At 45.0% G+C, this 18,671-nt stretch carries 18 protein-coding genes; 10 read left to right on the top strand and 8 right to left on the bottom strand.

Translation table 11 applies throughout. The features are described 5' to 3' along the window. Window positions 1-125: 125 nt before the first annotated feature. Window positions 126-653 (bottom strand): Hcp family type VI secretion system effector, encoded by a 528-nt coding sequence (locus tag AC0J20_RS19205; RefSeq protein WP_473022965.1) that lies wholly within the window; start codon window positions 651-653, stop codon window positions 126-128. Between the two features lie 172 nt (window positions 654-825). Here AC0J20_RS19205 and AC0J20_RS19200 point away from each other — a divergent pair, with 172 nt between their 5' ends. From AC0J20_RS19200 to AC0J20_RS19190, 3 genes are read left to right on the top strand one after another with little or no spacing between them, the layout of a single operon-like run. Then, complete coding sequence (locus AC0J20_RS19200; protein ID WP_473022964.1) at window positions 826-1,257, top strand: YeeE/YedE family protein; 432 nt, start codon at window positions 826-828, stop codon at window positions 1,255-1,257. 9 nt (window positions 1,258-1,266) lie between these two features. Further along, a complete protein-coding gene (locus AC0J20_RS19195) occupies window positions 1,267-1,698 on the top strand; it encodes a DUF6691 family protein (protein WP_473022963.1) in 432 nt (143 codons plus the stop codon). A 10-nt stretch (window positions 1,699-1,708) separates the two neighbouring features. Beyond that, the gene (locus AC0J20_RS19190; RefSeq protein WP_473022966.1) at window positions 1,709-2,002 is read left to right on the top strand and encodes an ArsR/SmtB family transcription factor; all 294 of its coding nucleotides are present in this window, start codon (window positions 1,709-1,711) and stop codon (window positions 2,000-2,002) included. A 7-nt stretch (window positions 2,003-2,009) separates the two neighbouring features. On the opposite strand, the gene AC0J20_RS19185 is transcribed toward AC0J20_RS19190, so the two are convergent. The 3 genes from AC0J20_RS19185 to AC0J20_RS19175 form a co-directional block, all read right to left on the bottom strand. Further along, window positions 2,010-2,507, bottom strand: coding sequence for a GNAT family N-acetyltransferase (locus tag AC0J20_RS19185; RefSeq protein ID WP_473022962.1), 498 nt, complete (start codon window positions 2,505-2,507; stop codon window positions 2,010-2,012). A gap of 77 nt (window positions 2,508-2,584) precedes the next feature. Next, entirely contained in the window at window positions 2,585-3,304 is a 720-nt protein-coding gene (locus AC0J20_RS19180) for a rhomboid family intramembrane serine protease (protein ID WP_473022961.1), read from the bottom strand. A 70-nt stretch (window positions 3,305-3,374) separates the two neighbouring features. Next, entirely contained in the window at window positions 3,375-4,439 is a 1,065-nt protein-coding gene (locus tag AC0J20_RS19175; protein WP_473022960.1) for an alkane 1-monooxygenase, read from the bottom strand. A 144-nt stretch (window positions 4,440-4,583) separates the two neighbouring features. Here AC0J20_RS19175 and AC0J20_RS19170 point away from each other — a divergent pair, with 144 nt between their 5' ends. The 3 genes from AC0J20_RS19170 (at window position 4,584) to alr (ending at window position 7,830) form a co-directional block, all read left to right on the top strand. Further along, the gene (locus AC0J20_RS19170; RefSeq protein ID WP_473022959.1) at window positions 4,584-5,636 is read left to right on the top strand and encodes an AraC family transcriptional regulator ligand-binding domain-containing protein; all 1,053 of its coding nucleotides are present in this window, start codon (window positions 4,584-4,586) and stop codon (window positions 5,634-5,636) included. Next, window positions 5,633-6,484, top strand: a complete 852-nt coding sequence (locus AC0J20_RS19165) for an alpha/beta fold hydrolase (RefSeq protein ID WP_473022958.1) — start codon at window positions 5,633-5,635, stop codon at window positions 6,482-6,484. Before AC0J20_RS19170 ends, AC0J20_RS19165 begins: the two co-directional genes overlap by 4 nt. A 254-nt stretch (window positions 6,485-6,738) precedes the next feature. Further along, window positions 6,739-7,830 carry an alanine racemase gene (gene alr, locus AC0J20_RS19160; protein WP_473022957.1) on the top strand — a complete coding sequence of 364 codons (1,092 nt, stop codon included), beginning with the start codon at window positions 6,739-6,741 and terminating at the stop codon, window positions 7,828-7,830. 95 nt (window positions 7,831-7,925) lie between these two features. Here alr and fur read toward each other — a convergent pair whose 3' ends face one another. Continuing rightward, a complete protein-coding gene (gene fur / locus AC0J20_RS19155; protein WP_229527538.1) occupies window positions 7,926-8,345 on the bottom strand; it encodes a ferric iron uptake transcriptional regulator in 420 nt (139 codons plus the stop codon). Window positions 8,346-8,644: 299 nt separating this feature from the next. Between fur and AC0J20_RS19150 the strand changes: the two genes are divergently transcribed. Beyond that, window positions 8,645-10,666 (top strand): HAMP domain-containing methyl-accepting chemotaxis protein, encoded by a 2,022-nt coding sequence (locus AC0J20_RS19150; RefSeq protein ID WP_473022956.1) that lies wholly within the window; start codon window positions 8,645-8,647, stop codon window positions 10,664-10,666. A 60-nt stretch (window positions 10,667-10,726) separates the two neighbouring features. Here AC0J20_RS19150 and fldA read toward each other — a convergent pair whose 3' ends face one another. From fldA to AC0J20_RS19135, 3 genes are all read right to left on the bottom strand, one after another. Beyond that, a complete protein-coding gene (fldA, locus tag AC0J20_RS19145; RefSeq protein WP_229527535.1) occupies window positions 10,727-11,251 on the bottom strand; it encodes a flavodoxin FldA in 525 nt (174 codons plus the stop codon). 90 nt (window positions 11,252-11,341) lie between these two features. Beyond that, on the bottom strand, window positions 11,342-11,551 hold the full coding sequence (locus tag AC0J20_RS19140; RefSeq protein ID WP_229527534.1) for a DUF2788 domain-containing protein: 210 nt from the start codon (window positions 11,549-11,551) through the stop codon (window positions 11,342-11,344). 98 nt (window positions 11,552-11,649) lie between these two features. Beyond that, window positions 11,650-12,420, bottom strand: coding sequence for an alpha/beta fold hydrolase (locus AC0J20_RS19135; RefSeq protein WP_229527533.1), 771 nt, complete (start codon window positions 12,418-12,420; stop codon window positions 11,650-11,652). A 245-nt stretch (window positions 12,421-12,665) separates the two neighbouring features. Between AC0J20_RS19135 and pgm the strand changes: the two genes are divergently transcribed. The 3 genes from pgm (at window position 12,666) to AC0J20_RS19120 (ending at window position 18,574) form a co-directional block, all read left to right on the top strand. Beyond that, entirely contained in the window at window positions 12,666-14,318 is a 1,653-nt protein-coding gene (pgm, locus tag AC0J20_RS19130) for a phosphoglucomutase (alpha-D-glucose-1,6-bisphosphate-dependent) (RefSeq protein WP_473022955.1), read from the top strand. Window positions 14,319-14,547: 229 nt separating this feature from the next. Next, window positions 14,548-17,082: a glycogen/starch/alpha-glucan phosphorylase gene (locus tag AC0J20_RS19125; protein ID WP_473022954.1), complete on the top strand. Its 2,535-nt coding sequence runs from the start codon at window positions 14,548-14,550 to the stop codon at window positions 17,080-17,082. Window positions 17,083-17,260: 178 nt separating this feature from the next. Beyond that, window positions 17,261-18,574 carry a putative bifunctional diguanylate cyclase/phosphodiesterase gene (locus tag AC0J20_RS19120; protein WP_473022953.1) on the top strand — a complete coding sequence of 438 codons (1,314 nt, stop codon included), beginning with the start codon at window positions 17,261-17,263 and terminating at the stop codon, window positions 18,572-18,574. Window positions 18,575-18,671: the final 97 nt, after the last annotated feature.

The following is an 18,671-nucleotide window of genomic DNA, read 5'->3' as shown; positions in this document are numbered from 1 at the left end:
AGGCCAGGAATTTAGTTCAAAAAAATCCCCACTAATTACTTAGCAGGGATTTGTGTATAAGAGACAGCTGTTGAGCGCCTTTTTTATTCGCGGCAGAAAAGACTTCTAATTCCTGTAATATGAAATCAGGTTTCACTCCAGAAAAACACATAATTCCCTGTGGTGTTTGCCTGACTGTCCTGTTCTGATGTGGTCCATTCGATATCGGTAAAGTTGAGAGTTAATTGTTCTGTGGCCATATCATTTGCTTGTGACTGGGTTTCAATGGAGCTGATCATGCAGTTGAAGAGTTTAACCGTCACTATATTACCGATGATGGAATTGCCATCTCCATCGATGTTGGCATTGCGGCATAAAAATAATTGTGTTGGTTCAATACCATCGTCAATTGGGGTAGCGGATAGCATATGCTTGTATAAGAGCGGTGATGCTTTGTCTACGTATTTAACGATTTTGAGATCTTCCATATCAGGACGCCCTGAGGTTCTGGCAGAATTACTCACATTGGTGGTCATTTGTTGTTTAAAGCCATACCCCATGGAAACAAGCTCGATACATCCTGACAAGTCTTCGCCGGACGTCATCAGGTCACCATCAATCATGCTGGATCCCGCTAATTCTTGACGTCCAGGTTTTAGCAAAACTAAATCCAACTGTTTTTCCTCTGGATGGGGTTAACCGATCCAGCATAGGAAAGATCACCGTCGTTGTAAAACTATTCTCCGCTATGACTGCGAAGGACGTAAAATAAGGAGCTGCACTTTTCTTAATCGCTAAACAGGGTTATCATATCGTATATTTAAAAAATACAATATAGGGTGGATTATGACAGAATTTACACCGTTGATGGCAATGGTTGGGGGAGTATTCATTGGCCTGGCCGGGGTGATATTGTTATTGGCTCACGGACGGGTAATGGGGGTATCTGGTTTAGTGGGTAATATTATCAATGCGCCAAAACAATCCCGTATTGCAGTTTGGTTTATTCTGGGCTTACTCACTGGCCCCGCGATAATCAATGCATTTCAGTATGATTACGCACAGATTAAATTACCTGCGGAAATATCTCTGTCCTGGTGGCAAATAATTACTGGTGCGGTTTTAGTGGGGGTGGGTACCCGCATGGGTGCCGGTTGCACGAGTGGTCATGGTATCTGTGGTATTGGGCGGTTTTCACTTCGTTCGGTCATTGCTACCTGTGTATTTATGCTAACGGGCATTGTTGCTGTCGCGCTAATGCGCCACCTGGTGATATAGGGAACAACCATGACAAAAGTATCAAATTTGATGGCATACTTATCTGGCCTGACTTTTTCTATTGGATTACTCCTGTCTCAGATGGTGAATCCGCTGAAGGTTCAGAACTTTTTAGACTTCTTTGGTAGCTGGGACCCCAGTTTACTGTTGGTTATGGTAGCAGCGCTGACAGTTTATTGGGCTGGTTATTTCATGGTTAAACCCAGGCTGTCTAAACCCTGGTGTGAAGCGGGTTTTAACCTGCCTGTTCAGCAACAACCTGACAAATCCTTGCTATGGGGGGCTGTTTTATTCGGCGCCGGTTGGGGAATAACCGGGTTGTGTCCTGGTCCGGCATTGGCCAACATACCTGGTGGGGAGCCGCGGTTATTGGTGTTCGTTACTGTGATGGTTGTCAGTATGAAAGTGTTTGACGCACTGAGATATTCAGGAAAAGGATGAATTCATGAACATGCCTTTTTCTGAAATGGAACAACATGCCGGGCAGGCGGTCGCCATGCTAAAAATGCTGGCCAATAAACACCGCCTGTTGTTGCTATGTATTTTACAATCGGGTGAAAAGTCAGTTTCTGAGTTAAATGCGCTGGTGACTATACCGCAGTCTACCTTATCTCAACATCTGGCGTTTTTACGGCGGGAAAACCTGGTGTGTACAAGGCGAGACGCACAAACTATTTATTATTCACTGGCAGACAAGAAGGTGATCCCTATTATCAGTTTATTGCACCAATTGTATTGCCAGTAAACAGGCGTTAATCGATGCCTACCACCTGACTACGGCGTTCCATTGCAACCACATTCATCCAGGTGTTATGCAGTTTACCGAGTCGTTCCTGGGTGCCCAGTGTTTTGAATCCGCATTTTTGGTGAAGCGCAATGCTGGCCAGATTTTGTTCGAAGATACCGGCTTTTAATGTCCAGATCCCTTGTTGTTCAGAGCATTTGACTAACGCCTGCAAAAGTTGTTTGCCACCGCCAAAGCCTCTGGCATCTGATGCCATATAGACGGTAACCTCAGCCACGCCGGCGTAACAACATCGACTGGAAACCGGCGACAAGGCTGCCCAACCACATACCCGGTTACTTTCGTTAACGATCACCAGGCGACAGGAATGGACAAAGGACTCGTCCCATTCCTGCCAGGACTTGACCTCAGTTTGAAAGGTGGCTAAACCACTATCAATGCCTTGCTGGTAGATAGCCTGAACACATTCAAAATCCATTTTAACAAATGGGCGAACCTCAAACATAGTGTTGTCAATTTGCAATTTTAACTGTGCTAAGTGTGAGATAAACCGCCAGGGTTCGCAACTTATAGAACCTGTCTTTAGAGTAAGTTATTGTCTTTATTAGTATTGTTCGATATTTGCGAATCCGGTGTTGGGGAGTTTTGTTGTTCGGGTAATTGCCATTCATCACCAATCACTTCATCCTCCTGGTCTTGCTCTTCCCAGGGGTATAGTGGCTCGACCGGCTTGGGATCTGCGCGGCGGAAAAACACAGCGGCTAGTAAGCCCGCAACAGCGCCAAACAGGTGATATTCAAAGGACACCCCTTGCTCTCTGGGGAAGATAGTCAGGGTCATACTGCCGTACATAAAAAATGCTATCATCATCAGGGCAATTGAACGTTTGTCCCGCCGCAATATACTGGCCAGCAGCAGGTAGAAGAAAAGTCCGTGAGTTAAACCACTGGCACCAAAGTGCCACGCTTCACGCGCAAATACCCAGGTACCCAGCCCGGAACCAATCCAGACAATAGCGATAGTCCAATATTTAGAGTTGGGGTAGCCAAAATAGAGCGCCCCCAGCAACAGTAATAACGGCAAACTATTGCTGGCGAGGTGTTCGAATGAACCATGTACTAAAGGCCCCGTGACAATGCCGACTAACCCCGCAAGTTTACCCGGGTAAACACCGAGTTCATGGAGCGAGACGCCCAGCGTTACCTCAGCAATTTTAATACACCACAAACTCACTACAAACAACAGGCCGGGTATGGCAGCCTGTTTAATACTGACTAAAGCACCAGGTTTTACAGAAGACAAACTAATTTCCAATCACTCATCGTTAAGGAAGATATAGGGTGGCTGGCCGGAAATACCAGTACTTTGTGCTTTAGTGTTGTTCATTTTGTTTAAGCAGCCATTGTCGCTCTTCCGGGGAGGCGAATTGTTCATCCCATGCTGCCAGCCTGGGTTTCATTAGGTAAAACCATAATGGAGGAACCAGAGTCAGCCCCAACGTGCCCAGATAACCGGTGGGCATCAATGGCGCCTCTTTCATCGGTTTAAGGTACTGAAAGGGCACATTGGCATTGGCGTGGTGATGCGAATGTCGGGTTAAGTTGAACAGTGACCAGCTGCTAATTTTGTTATTGGCATTCCATGAATGTCTGGGAAATACGCGTTTTCCGGGAACTCTCACCAGACCATAGTGCTCCATGTAGTTGACAATTTCCAACAAACTTTTGGCAATAACGCCTGATAATACAAAGAACAGTAGACCGGATAATCCCCCCAATACATAACTGAACAGCATTAATATCAGACTCAATATCACCCCGTGAATAAATCGATTCTGCAGCGACAATACGGCTGTGTTTGCTCGCAACAACCGCTTTTTTTCTATGTTCCATGCACTGATATTGCCCTGGATTGTGGATATCACCATGTGCTGGTAGACGTTTCTGCCGCGCGGAGCACTGGCGGCATCCTGTGTGGTTGCGATGTTGATATGGTGACCAAAAACATGTTCAATGGCAAAGTTACTATCAAAACTGAATGCCAGTAACCAACGTCCGATGCTGTGGGCTGTGCTTCCCCATTTCCGGTGCACTAACTCATGGGCTGTGACTGTACCCAGTGTGCCTGTCAGTAGCCCACAATAAAAAACGGCTACCCACCAGATTAAGTCAATTTCCCCTGTTGCTCGGGCAAGTTGCCAAATGGCACTGAAAATCAGCACTGATAATAGTGGTAATGCGCTCCAGAGTTGCCAATGATAAAACACGTTCGCTTTGGGTGCAGGCTCGGATAAATCATCACCCAACATCAGGTCTCCCAAAATAATGGACATCAGGGTGAAAAGAAAACCCGCAACAATCCACATGCCTCCCAGACTCAGAGACACAATTCCAACCAGCGCGTAAAAGTGAAACAGAAAAAATTTTAAATAGTGCATGCACGTTTTCTCAAAGTAACAGTAAAACCGGTACCGCCAGATATTGAACTAACAGCCAGCCTTGTGGGGAGGTGTACTTGTGACAAAAGGGGAGTCATTTATTGACAAGGTCAACAATAACCGGCATAACGTGCTTCTATCATAGTGATAAAAGCACCGCGAATTAGTTTGTACGTCCCGGCACATTACATAACGCACATTGGTAAATTACTTCAGGCAATGGGCATTGATGCTTTGCAGTGGCTAAAAGAGTGTGACGCATCGCCAAAACTGTTGGAAGATGACTCGTTGTGGCTCCCTCGTCGACAATATGAGCAACTTGTCGAAGCAGCGCTGCGTCTGTCACCGGTGCCTGATATCGGATTAAGACTGGGAGAAATGCTGGGGATAGGAAGCCATGGTTTACTGGGGTATGGTTTGTTGTTGTGCGAGGATCTGGCTCAGGCGACCAGGCTGTTGAATAAATACATCAGTACCCGAAGCGGTTTTATTAAAACCGCGATTGAAGAAACATCCGACAGTCTGAATATCCAAATTTGCTCCACCTTTGAAAATCAAGCTTTACACCAGGCGTTTTGTGAAACTGTAGCGGTTTCGTTGAGCAAGCTGTTTACTGTTCTGGCCGGGCAGGATCGCATGGCAGCGGTTATCAAAGCCGTTCACTTTGACTTTGCTAAACCCGATTACATCGCGAGTTTTCAGCACCACCTGCCGACTTCACTGTACTTTTCCGCTCATGAGTGCGTAATTGGTCTGGAGAAACAATGGCTTCACCACCATTTTAGTCAGGCCGATGAGATGGCGCTCAAACAATTAACCCGTCAGTTTGAACAGCAGTTAAAGCAGATTAGCACGGATATACCTGAATCATGGCAACATAAAGTGCAGGCTATATTAAAACAGGAACAGCATTGCGTGCCTGCGTTGCAGGAAGTGGCGAAGTTATTATTCGTAACACCCCGCACCTTACATCGCAGACTAATCGCTGAAGGTACCAGCTTTCGGGATTTAATGGTAACCCACAAAAAAACGCAGGCAGAGAAATATTTGTCGGAGTCCGCTATGACCATACAGCAAGTTGCCTGGGCATTAGGCTACGACGATGTAGCAAACTTTCGGCGAGCCTTTAAAGCCTGGTTTAACATGACACCCACTCAATTTCGCCAGCAAATACTGGATAAAGCAACAACACCATGAATAACACTGAACACAATTTGATTCCGACAGATATCGCTAAACCTGTTACATTGCATTTCGCCCATGCGAATGGGTTTCCGGCCAGCAGTTATAAAAAGTTATGGCAGTTTTTCCCGGATAATTTTGTGATACATGCCCATGAAAAATTCGGCCATGACAAACGATTCCCGGTTAACGACAACTGGCAAAATCAGGTGAATGAGTTAATTTGCTATTTGCAGGACAACTGCCAGGAAGCCGTATATCTAGTGGGGCATTCTTTTGGTGGTGTGATTTCCTTTTTAACCAGTTGCCAACGACCTGATTTGGTAAAAGGGCTGATAATGTTAGATCCTCCCATCATGGTGGGAATGATGAGTCACGTATTTCGGGTTCTCAAAAAAACGCCTTTGATTGATAAATTAACCCCATCGGGAAAATCTAAAATTCGCAAGGTAAGTTGGGATGATAAAGAACAGGTACTGGAATACTTTAAACCCAAAGCGTTATTTCGGAATTTTGACCCTGAATGCGTACAAGATTATGTATCCTCAGCTATCAGGGCGGAAGGCAAGGGAGCCAAACTGGCCTATCATGCAGAAGTTGAAACCGCGATTTTTAGAAATATTCCTCACAATCTGAACTTATTCAGTAACAAACTAAGCGTTCCTGCTAAGCTTTTTACTGCACAACATACTAATGCCTGCTTTCCGCCGATGGTGCGGCGCTTGCTAAAGCAACAGCCTGCAATGGAACATCAGTTAATTAAGGGCGTGGGCCATATGTTTCCCCTGGAAAAGCCTCAAATGACCGCCGGATTAATTACTCAGACACTGAATAGCTGGGAATCTGACGCTGTGCAAAAATGAACCTGTGAGCGGTAAAGACATTCAGCTTCTGCTGTCTGAATGTCGATTTTATATAAAATCGCGATGGTGTATTTCATCAGGCCGGGTTGTACTGTTACAATCGCAATTCAGTTACTGCGCGTTCATTGAGCCCCGGGTGACACAGAATTAGTGCTCAAAACAGCAATCGGACTCAAATAAGTAATTCGTTTCTTAGTTTTTCGCAGCGTACCTATTTAGTAAGGGAATAAACAGTCTTGTCTCGCCCAGCTTCTATGACAATTAATCTTGATGCTCTGCGCCATAACCTGGCCATTGCTAAAAAGAGCAGCCCGCTAAGCAAAATCGTTGCCGTGTTAAAGGCCAACGCTTATGGACATGGTGCTGTGGAAGTGGCGTTTGCTATCCAGGACCGGGTGGAAATGTTTGCGGTTTCCAGTATTGAAGAAGCCATGCACTTACGGGATGCCGGGCTAACACGCCCGGTTTTATTGCTGGAAGGCTGTTTCAGTGAAAACGAGTTAGCCCAGGCTGCAGCCTTTGATTTTTCGGTTGTATTTCACAGTGAGTATCAGGTTAACGCTTTGGAAAAGCAGTCGCTGACTAAACCCTTATCGGCCTGGCTTAAAATCGATACCGGAATGCATCGGCTTGGCGTGTATCCTGATTCAGCTTTGCGTTTGTATCAGCGCTTAAAACAATCAAATAAAACGCGAGACCTGGTCACCCTGATGACCCATATGGCCAGCGCAGATTTACTGGATGAACCATACACTGCGCAGCAACTGGCGATATTTAAACAGGTTAAAAAACACATCATCGCCTCCGGAGCCAGTGATATTTCAACCAGTATTGGGAATTCCGGCACTATCCTGGGCTGGGACGAGGGGCGCAGTGATTTTGTCAGGCCCGGCATAATGCTTTATGGCTTGTCACCTTTCGACGTTCCGCATCCTGAGGCAGATAAACTGCAACCGGTCATGTCACTTCAGTCAAAAATCATTGCGATACGCACTATTGATAAAGACGAACGCGTTGGTTATGGCAGTACGTGGGAGGCACCGCAACCTTCGCGCATAGCGACTGTGGCAATAGGCTATGGTGACGGATATCCCCGGAATGCCAAAAGTGGCACCCCGGTGTTAGTGCGAGGAAAACGAGCCTGTTTGGCGGGCAGGGTTTCCATGGATATGCTGAGTATTGATATTACGCATATTCCGGAAGTGAGAATGGGCGATACGGTAACTCTGTGGGGGGAATCGTTAAGTGCTAACGAAGTGGCACGTTGGGCTGATACTATTGGGTATGAATTGGTTACCCGAATGCCGCTGCGCGTGCCGAAAACCTATATCCTTTCGGAGACGTAAAAAAGGCTGGTTCTGATCGGCCAGCCTTGCGGTAAATATTTAACAGATTAAGAGTAGTATCCTACCTGTAATCACTAATCTGCTTAGACAGCGAATTAGTGATTACATTTACCGTCAATACATCTGCCATATAGATACAAGCTATGGTTGGTTAGTTTAATACCATGCGCTTCACAGATTTCCTTCTGGCGGGTTTCGATAACGTCATCTTCAAATTCAATGACTTTACCGCAATCAAGGCAAACCAGATGGTCGTGATGATTTTTATCACTGATTTCAAATACGGATTTACCACCTTCGAAGTGGTGTCTGTCCAGGATACCCGCATCATCAAACTGGTTTAATACGCGGTACACAGTCGCCAGGCCAATATCTTCGCCTTGCTCTAACAAAATCTTATAGACATCTTCTGCGCTAATGTGCTGATTTTTCGGTTCTTTTAAAATTTCCAGTATCTTTAGACGGGGCAGCGTAACCTTCAGGCCGGCTTTCTTTAGTTCTTGATTTTGATCCATGTTCTTGGCTTTTCAGACATTAATTATCGTTATTATAAGTGACTTCTACAGGATTGAAAGGGGGGTATTCAGAATAAAAATATTGGCTATTTGTTAAAAACAAGTTAACTGGTTGTACCACATGGCGCTATACTAGGCTAGAATTAAGAGAGTATGCTAAGAAAATCAGAGATTTAAAGCCCTATGTTGGAACATGTTTATTCAGGCCCGAAGGCAACATTAAAGGGTAACCTGGATTTGGTCGATACAAACCTAACCGATTGAATGCCAATTAGAAAAATAATGAGGCAAGGAAAGATATGCGATTTACAGTAGTAGCGAAAACAATTCTCGGCTTTATCTTGCTGGGTTTTGTGTTGTTTATCACCAATGTCATGTCATATGTTGGCCTTTCGGATATTCGCGAGTCATCTGAGTCGGTAATAAATGAAAAAATGCCTCTGCAAAGTCAGGTTCTGAAAATCCAAACCCAGTTGCTCAATCTGGGCAAAGCGTCTTTAAGCGGTTATTACCTGGATAATCTGTCAGCACTTAATAGCAATAAAGCACAATTCGACGAACTACTCGGTGAGTTTGAAGGAACGCTACGCGATTTACAGCGCATGCCGATGGGCGATGGTCAGCTTCGTTATTTGAGTGACGGCAAGCGTTCAGTGGAGTCCTACCTGCAGAATGCGAAAAACATGTATTTAGAAAGACAGAGTTTTTTAAATCAGCGGGACAACATAATCAGCTACATGGACAAGGTTTCGCTGGCAGTGGATGATACCAGCGCACCCTTACTGGATTTAGCGTATATGCCGGGTGCGGAGAGCGACGACAACCTGAAGAGTCTGGCGGGAGCCGGCAACAACATAGATACGCTGCTGATTACGTTGCTTAATTCCACGAACGAATTGGTTGTTACCCAGGACCCCAAAGTATCAGAAGACATCGCCAGTACCATGGAGTTTTCCATGAGTAATATCGATGAAGCTGATCAGTTTGTATCGCGGCTCGCTGAGTCGGTAGATACTGATGGATTAGTGGAAGATTACAAAGAACAACTGGCAAAACTCAAGCCGCTGATTTTTGGCAGCAATGGTGTCATTGCTATGCACCGATTTAAACTGGACAAACTGGCCAGCGCACAACAGGCCAAAACAGCCTCTGAAACCAGCCTGGATCAGGCAATCGAGCATTTTAAAGCGTTGTTTGACGAAGTTAATGACAGCACCCTGGCCGGGCAGAACGAAATACTGGAGATTATCGAGAGTAACATCACTATCGGTGTCATTATTATGTTGTTGGGCACGGGGTTGGCTGTCGGCACAGGCTTTGTAGTCTACAAGAGTATCTCTGTGCCAATTGGCCGAATTGCCCGCAGCTTGCGTGTGATCAGCTCAGGTGATCTGACGCATAAGGCGGACGCTTCCAGCAACTGTGAATTTGGTGACTTATCGAAGCAGGTTAATGTACTTTCAGAGAACCTGCATCAGTTGGTGGTACATATCCTTGAACAGCAGGAGGGATTAAATGCTGCAACTGCGCAAACTGTAGAGTTGGGTCATGAAGCGCTTGAAAAAGTGGATAAACAGCGGGAGGAAATCCACCTTACTGCAGAAAGTACCGAATTAGTCAGAAAAAGTAGCCAGGATAACGTTGAGCAAATCCGCATGGGAATGGAAAAACTCAATGAAGTGGCACAACAATCCGCGCAGGCAAGTGGGCTTGCTGCCCAGGGTGAAAAGCAAATTCAGCAACAGGCGACGCAGGCAGATTATTCCCGGGAGGTTATCTCAAACCTGGCTGAAAACAGTCGCAATATCGGCGGCATCCTGGATGTGATTAAGAGTATTGCTGAGCAAACAAATTTACTGGCACTCAATGCCGCTATCGAAGCGGCCCGGGCGGGTGAGCAAGGCCGGGGCTTCGCCGTTGTGGCGGATGAAGTTAGAACCCTGGCGACAAAGACACAGAATTCCACACAAGAAATCGAAACTATGATTGGCAGTTTGCAATCTGATGCTGATAAAGCTGTACGGACTATTGAAGAAGGTAAAGAGTTGTCAGATAAGAGTGTGGCTATGATCCGCGAAGTAAACAGCAAGGTTTCTCAGATCACAAATATTATCGAAGAACTGTCAGACGTGAATCATCGCATTGTGAAAGATTCAGGCGAACAGGACAGGGTGCTTAATGATGTCTCGAAACGTCTGAACACCATTGTTGATCTGGCGGATAACAGCGCAGCACTGACAGAACAGTCTAATACAGCGACCGAAGAAGTCAATTGCCTGATGGCGCAATTGCAGGACGCGGTAACGCGATTCAAAGTTTAATTGAGGTGTCAGAAAACAAAAAAGGGAGCGAGGCTCCCTTTTTTGAGTTATCAATCTGAATCAGGCTAATTCAGCCAGACACATTTCATCAAATATTTGCTTAGACCAGGCTTTAACTCTTTGTTCTGTTAATTCTGGTTGGCGGTCCTCATCAATGCCCAAACCAACAAAGTGGTTATCATCAACAAGGCCTTTGGACGCTTCAAAATCATAGCCTTCAGTTGACCAATGCCCAACGATGATGGCGCCTTTTGTCTCTACGATATCTCTGACCATGCCCATGGCATCTAGAAAATATTCAGCATAGTCTTCCTGATCACCACAACCAAAAATACCCACCAGTTTGTCTGTAAAGTCAATTTCTTCCAGCTCAGGGAAAAAGTCATCCCAGTCACATTGAGCTTCACCATAGTACCAGGTAGGGATACCTAAAAGTAAGAAATCATACTTCTCAATATCTTCTTTTGTGCTTTTAGCAATGTCATGAATTTCGATGACATTTTTGCCTATTTCTTTCTGAATCATTTTGGCGACGTGTTCGGTATTCCCCGTGTCACTACCAAAAAACAGTCCGACGATTGCCATAAACTTATATACTCACTCTAAAACATTATTCCTGAACTGGTTCAGGCCTGATAAGTTACTAAATCTAATAAAAAGCGCTGATGTCAGGCATCAGGCGCTAAAAAATACCTGGATTACGCCTTTGGCTAAAAATCCGACACAACCAAAAAACAGCACAGAATATACTACAATTCTGCCACCCATTGGGATGTTGTTCTTTTTCAGTACATCATGTACTGCAAACCCCATTAATACGAATAAGCCACTCAATGCCAGATACATTACAATGGCTTCTATCTGTTCATAGTACTCGCTTAGCATGGCGTTCTTGGTTCGACCCTTTTAAATTGGCGCGCACTATAGCACAGACGCGACTTGTTGTTAATTGTGCAATTGATTTTCATTATCATCTTGACGATTTAGTCACTGTCTTCTAAAAATCTTGAAACAATTCCCGCGAACACGTTGGGTTTTTCTGCGTGTAACCAGTGCCCCGTGCCATTAATGACCTTTGCTTCCGCGTGCGGAAAAAGCGCCCCAATAGCTGGTTGATGGTCTCGGGTGATATAGTCACTGTTACCACCTTTAATAAATAGAGTCCTGGCCCGGTAAGGGGCACTACCCAGGATCGCCTGCGACAGAATGGCATAGTCACGGATTAACAGATCTAAATTAAAACGCCAGGCATAACTGCCGTCATCCTGCTTGTATAAACTTTTTAATAAAAACTGTCGCACGCCGGGTTCCATGATGAATTCCGCCATCAGTTTATCCGCTTGCTGACGACTGTTTATTTGTGCCAGATCAACATTTTGCAGACCATTAAACACATTCTGATGCCTCGGTGAGTATTGCACCGGTGCGATGTCTGCCACCATGAGTCGCTTCACCAGTGAAGGTTGTGATAACGCCAGATGCATTGCCACTTTGCCTCCCAGTGAGTGACCCAGTAAATTCACTTGGGATACTTCAATACTTTGCAGTGTTGCGGCAACACTTTGCGCATAGTGCTCAAAACTGAAGGTGTCAGAAAACGGGGATTTTCCATGGTCCGGCAAATCAATACTAATTACCTGATATTCGCCGGCAAGCTGCCTGGCAATCACGCCCAGGTTTTCCAGGCTACCAAACAATCCATGTAGCAATACAATCGGCTCTCCACGGCCCTTAACGTCATAATTCAAAGTCATATGGTTACTTATTTACTGGTCAGCGATGTTATTTTATAAATTTAATTGAAATGTGTAGGCAATAGGTTAATTTAACAAGTATAAAAATACTGGTATTTGCATTTTGGACATGAAAACAGCCCTGATACTGCCAATGAACCAGAACAAGAGTGATATTGTGCTGCTGTCGGCAGATACAATATTATTCCCCGTTACCCCTGCAATCGTCGCTTCGTTTATTGTCTTAAAAAATAGGATTTATTGATATGGCACTTCATCCGCAGGCCGGTCAACCGGCTTCCCGAGAGCAGTTAGTTAATGTTCCCCGATTGATGACCAGTTATTACAGTAAGGTACCGGATGCTTCTGACAGCACCCAAATGGTCTCGTTCGGCACGTCTGGGCACAGAGGTAGCTCAATTTCTTCCACCTTTAATGAAACCCACATTGCTGCGATTAGCCAGGCGCTGGCGGAATACAGAATAAATCAAGGCACAACCGGTCCTATGTTTATCGGCATGGATACTCATGCACTGTCAGAAGCGGCGTTTGTTACTGCAGTTGAAGTGTTAGTTGCAAATGGCGTTACAGTGGTCGCTCAGCAAAATCAGGGTTATACACCCACACCGGTTATTTCCCACGCTATTTTGTGTTACAACCAAAACAGCAGCGGCGCCCAGGCAGACGGTATCGTTATTACGCCTTCACACAATCCCCCCGAGGATGGTGGCTTTAAATATAATCCACCCAATGGTGGCCCTGCTGATAGTGATGTTACGACGATTATTCAAACACGGGCAAATCAAATTATTGTTGATGGAAATCGCGATATTAAGAAAGTGACCTTCAATCAGGCGGTTAACAGCGATTTATACTCTGAACGAGATTTCAAGCAAGATTACATTGCGCAACTGGACCAGGTAATAGACATGCAGACAATTGCGGCTGCTAATCTGAAATTGGGCACGGACCCACTGGGCGGCGCTGGATTAGAGTACTGGGACCATATCGCCGATCGCTATGGATTGAATATCGATGTTGTTAATCGCCGTGTCGACCCGACCTTTTCATTTATGACCCGGGATAAGGATGGCAAATTGCGAATGGATTGTTCTTCACCGTATGCGATGGCCGGGCTTATTGGGCTTAAAAATAAATACGATTTGGCATTTGGTAACGATCCTGATTTTGATCGGCACGGTATCGTCACCCCTTCAGTGGGACTCATGAACCCCAATCATTACCTGGCGGTTGCTATTCATTATTTGTATCAAAACCGTCCACAGTGGCCAGGCTCACTGCAGATAGGTAAAACCCTGGTATCCAGCTCCATGATCGACAGAGTTGCCAATGCTTTGGGTCGTAATGTTGCTGAAATGCCGGTTGGCTTTAAATGGTTTGTGCAGGGGATGTTGAATGCTGAATTGGGTTTTTCCGGGGAAGAAAGTGCAGGGGGCATCTTTTTACGTCGAGATGGTTCTGCCTGGGCAACAGATAAAGACGGGATTATTTTGTGCTTATTGGGCGCTGAAATTCTGGCAAAAACCGAAAAAGACCCCGGTGAACATTACCAGGCATTAACCCAACAGTTTGGAGCACCTGCCTACAAACGCATCGACGTGGCTGCCTCACCGGCACAAAAAGATGCATTAAAGTCACTCAGTGCGAATGACGTCAGTTCAGAACAATTAGCCGGTGAAACGATTAAGCAGGTGCAGACTCATGCGCCCGGAAATGGTGCAGCGATCGGTGGCGTGAAGGTCAGTACAGAAAATGGTTGGTTTGCTGCCAGACCATCCGGTACCGAAAATATCTATAAAATTTATGCTGAAAGCTTTAAGGGCGATCAGCATCTTGATGAGTTGCTCGCTGAAGCACAAAAATTGGTTGATGAGGTATTCAAAAAGCAAGGTTGTTAATGGCTGGTTTCTCAAGTGTTAATATGGTGTTAATAAATGCGTTAATGAGTTGTTATGCATACGTTTGCGCTGAAAAAATAACAAAAAAATAACATTTAACCCCTTAAATTTGTGATCTAAACATGGTTAACTCTGCACTAAATGTAATTTAATTACAGAACGGTGTAGAGTTTTTTCATTTTTGAACTGAAAAATAAGCACCAGATGTGCATTAACGAGGTTTAAATCAATGGCAACCAGATCCACGACAAAAAGAACTACAGCTAAAAAAGCCGCCGTTTCTAAAACGGTTAAGCCAAACACACCTGTCAGCAGCGAAATTAAGTTTGACAAAGAAGCATTAAAGCAATCAATCGTTCGTCATCTGCATTGCAGCCTGGGGACAGATGAGAACAAAGCGAATAATCACGCCTGGTGGAAAGCCGTTTGTGCAGCCATTAATGAGCAGGTATTAGAGCGTTTGCGTACCACGCAAAAAACGCATTATTTTAATGATACCCGCGCGGTACATTATTTTTCGGCAGAATTTTTAATGGGCAGATTGCTGTCCAACAATATGCATAACCTGGGATTGTTTGAAAATACAGACAAAGCCTTACAGGAACTGGGCATTAATCTGACGGATATCATGGAAGAAGAACCGGATATGGCGTTGGGTAATGGCGGCCTGGGCAGACTGGCAGCCTGTTATATCGATTCACTGGCGACACTGGAGTTTCCGGCGATTGGTTATGGTCTGCATTACGAGCACGGCCTGTTTCGCCAGGAGATCCAAAATGGTGCACAGATTGAGCGACCAGACAGTTGGCGTGACTACGGCAATCCATGGGAAATTTGCCGTCCTGAGTCTATCCAGGAAATTCCCTTATATGGTTACGTAGAGACTAAATACGGCGAAAACGGCAAAATTCAAAAAGAATGGCACCCGGGTTCCATCGTTAAAGGTTTACCCTGGGATATCCCGGTAGTGGGCTATGAAGGTAAAACCGTCAACGTTTTGAGATTGTGGCAAAGTCAGTCATCTGATTACTTTAACTGGGATGTATTTAATGCCGGAGGTTATGTCGACTCTCATTCAGAAACGGTACAGGCAGAGACCATTTCCAAGGTACTGTACCCCAATGATGAGACCGAAGCGGGTAAAGAGCTGCGTTTAATTCAGCAATATTTCTTCTGTGCCTGTTCACTGAAAGATATCGTAAGACGCTACAAGCGCGCCCATGGAAACGACTGGAGCCGCTTTGCCGAGCAGGTTGTTATTCAGCTGAACGATACTCACCCGGCGATCGCCATCCCTGAACTGATGCGTATCCTGGTGGATCGCGTTGAAATGCCCTGGGAAGACGCCTGGAGTATGACCACAAAAGTATTCGCCTACACCAACCACACATTGCTTCCTGAAGCGTTGGAGAAGTGGCCGGCTAAAATGATTGAGAAAATCTTGCCGCGTCACCTTGAAATCATTTATGAAATCAATCACAGATTCATGAAGGAAGTCGATGCTAAGTGGCCGGGGCAGGCAGAGATTAAAACCAAGCTTTCGATTATTGAAGAAGGCAATGAGAAAATGGTCCGCATGGGACATTTAAGCGTTGTCGGATCATTTGCAGTAAACGGTGTTGCCGAAATTCACTCTAAATTAGTGAAAGCCAACCTGTTCCCTGAATTTGATCAAATGTGGCCTGGCAAATTTACTAACGTCACCAACGGCATTACCCCGCGACGCTGGCTTAAAGCCTGTAATCCGGAGTTGTCTGCGCTGATTGACAACAAAATCGGTACTGACTGGCCGGTACACCTGGATAAATTAACCGGGTTAAACCAATTTGCGAAAGATAAAAAGTTCCAGAATGAATTTATGGCAATTAAACGTCGCAATAAGGTCGCGCTGGCAGATGAAGTATTGCGTTTGACCGGTGAGACCATTGACCCTGATGCCATTTTTGATATTCAAATCAAACGTTTGCATGAGTATAAGCGTCAACATCTGAACTTGCTGCACATCATGGCATTGTATCGTCGCCTGCTGGAAAATCCGGACTACGATATGCACCCAAGAGTATTTATCTTTGGCGCTAAAGCGGCACCGGGCTACAAACTGGCAAAAGACATCATTTATGCCATTAACAAGGTGGCAGAACGCATCAATGCCGATAAGCGTGTAAACAGCAAACTTAAAGTGATCTTCATGCCAAACTATCGGGTGTCGTTGGCAGAAAAAATGATTCCTGCGGCTGACGTATCAGAACAAATTTCTACCGCGGGTAAAGAGGCCTCCGGAACCGGTAACATGAAACTGGCGCTAAACGGAGCCCTGACTATCGGTACTATGGATGGCGCTAATATTGAGATTGCCGAAGAGGTGGGTGAAGATAATATCTTTATATTTGGACTGACAGTGGACGAAGTCAATGCACTGCGAGAAAAAGGCTATAACCCACACGATCACTATTATCAGAACGCTGAAATTAAAGCGGTTCTGGATTGGTTGGATACTGATTACTTTACCCCGGGTAAGCCTGGTGAATTATCTTCCATAAAACGTAGTTTATTGGAACACGGCGATGCCTATTTAGCACTGGCGGATTACGAGTCTTATTCAGAGGCACACAGTCGGGTTGACAAGGCCTACAGAGATAAAACTGGCTGGGCAGAGATGGCCATAATCAATACGGCGAACATGGGTAAATTTAACTCAGACCGCTCTATCCGTGATTATGTGTCTAAAATCTGGAAATTAGACAGTTGTAAGGTAACTTCTTAACCCAAAAAGGCAGGTGAAAGTAAGACAAGTATCTTATATAACACCTTTTAAACTAAGGCGTTAAGCAAGTTTACGCGATACTTTACAGAATTAAGCCCTGATTATTGTTTCAGGGCTTTTTTTTTGATTAAAAAAGCGCTAAATTCCCTGTTGGTTTTTTGAGGTTCAGTCGTACTCTATGAGTGTTATTCACAATGTGCTTGCTGAGATTCCGAGTCGGTATGCTTTTTTGCAGAAAGTGCAAAGCTTAATCGACCAGAACGAACAGGTATCGTTGTTCATTATTGATGTTGTCAGATTTTCGGACGTTTCCACCAGCTTTGGCTACAAAGCGGGTGATTATATTTTGTCTGAAATTGTTCGACGCATTCAGTCAATTTTTGCTTTTGATGCTGAAGTGGGCAGGGTCAGTGGTGATGTCTTTGGTCTGGTATTTCCGGGGCAACACAGAACAACCCAGTTAAACAGCTTTTACACCCGACTCAACGAACATTTTAAGTCGCCAATTCACATTGGTGATCACGCCTTTATCGCCGATTTCAACGTAGGCGCAGTGTCTAACCCGGATGAAAATCGCGACGTTAATAAACTCTTTTCAGGTGCAGAAACCGCACTAAAACAAGCTAAAGGCAACAAATACGATAATTTCGCAATTGTCTCACTGACGCAAAAAAAGCACACAGGTGGGCGTGCTCTGGCCTTAAAGGCTGACTTAAAACGCGCTTTCGCAAATGACGAACTGGAGCTTTATTTTCAACCTAAGATTGATCTTAAAACACTTAAGATCATTGGGGCTGAATGTCTGTTGCGCTGGCATCACCCGTTGGACGGCGTATTGTTTCCCGGTGCGCTCATTGACGCTGCTGAATCCTACAATATGATGAATGAACTGGGGTATTGGGCGTTGCGTAAAGCGTTTGATAGCCTGTTGTATTTTCAGGCCGCAGGGTTTGATATCAATCTCGCGGTCAATGTTTCACCGACGCAATTGTACGACGATAAGTTTGTTCACCGCTTAAAACAATACAGCGAAAATATGTGTATTGATTTAAGTCGTATCGAGCTGGAACTGACCGAAGATGCAGCCATGTCTAACTCGCTGATGGTGAATCAACAACTTGCGGCTGCAAAGCGTCTGGGAGCCAAAATTGCTATCGATGATTTTGGCAAAGGCTATTCTAACCTGGCATACATTCGTGATTTGGATATCGATACCATCAAGATCGATAAAACCTTTGTCATGCAGTTACTGGAAAATCCGGTAAATAAAGCCATTGTCGAAGCGACAAAAGTGATTGCCGATTCGCTGTCCTGTAATGTCGTAGCGGAAGGTATCGAAGAGTTACAACACCTGCATATTTTGCGGGAACTGGGAATTGGGTCAGGCCAGGGATATTTGTTTTCTCAGGCTGTTCCAATGCAGGATTTTATCGCTTTGTTGCACACTGATATCAGTGTGGGGGGCTCCTACGCTTTTACCGAACGAGCCTAATCGTCAAATCTGACAAGCCAAACCGGGCATTCTTGCTGGTCCCCGTCTTATAAAAGCCTTTGCATTCCTGTATTATTGCGCTATCAAAGACTAAAAA

It is taken from the genome of Planctobacterium sp. R6 (genome assembly GCF_055755215.1).
Note: the sequence above shows the minus strand (reverse complement) of the source record. Positions and strands in the feature narration are given on the sequence as shown.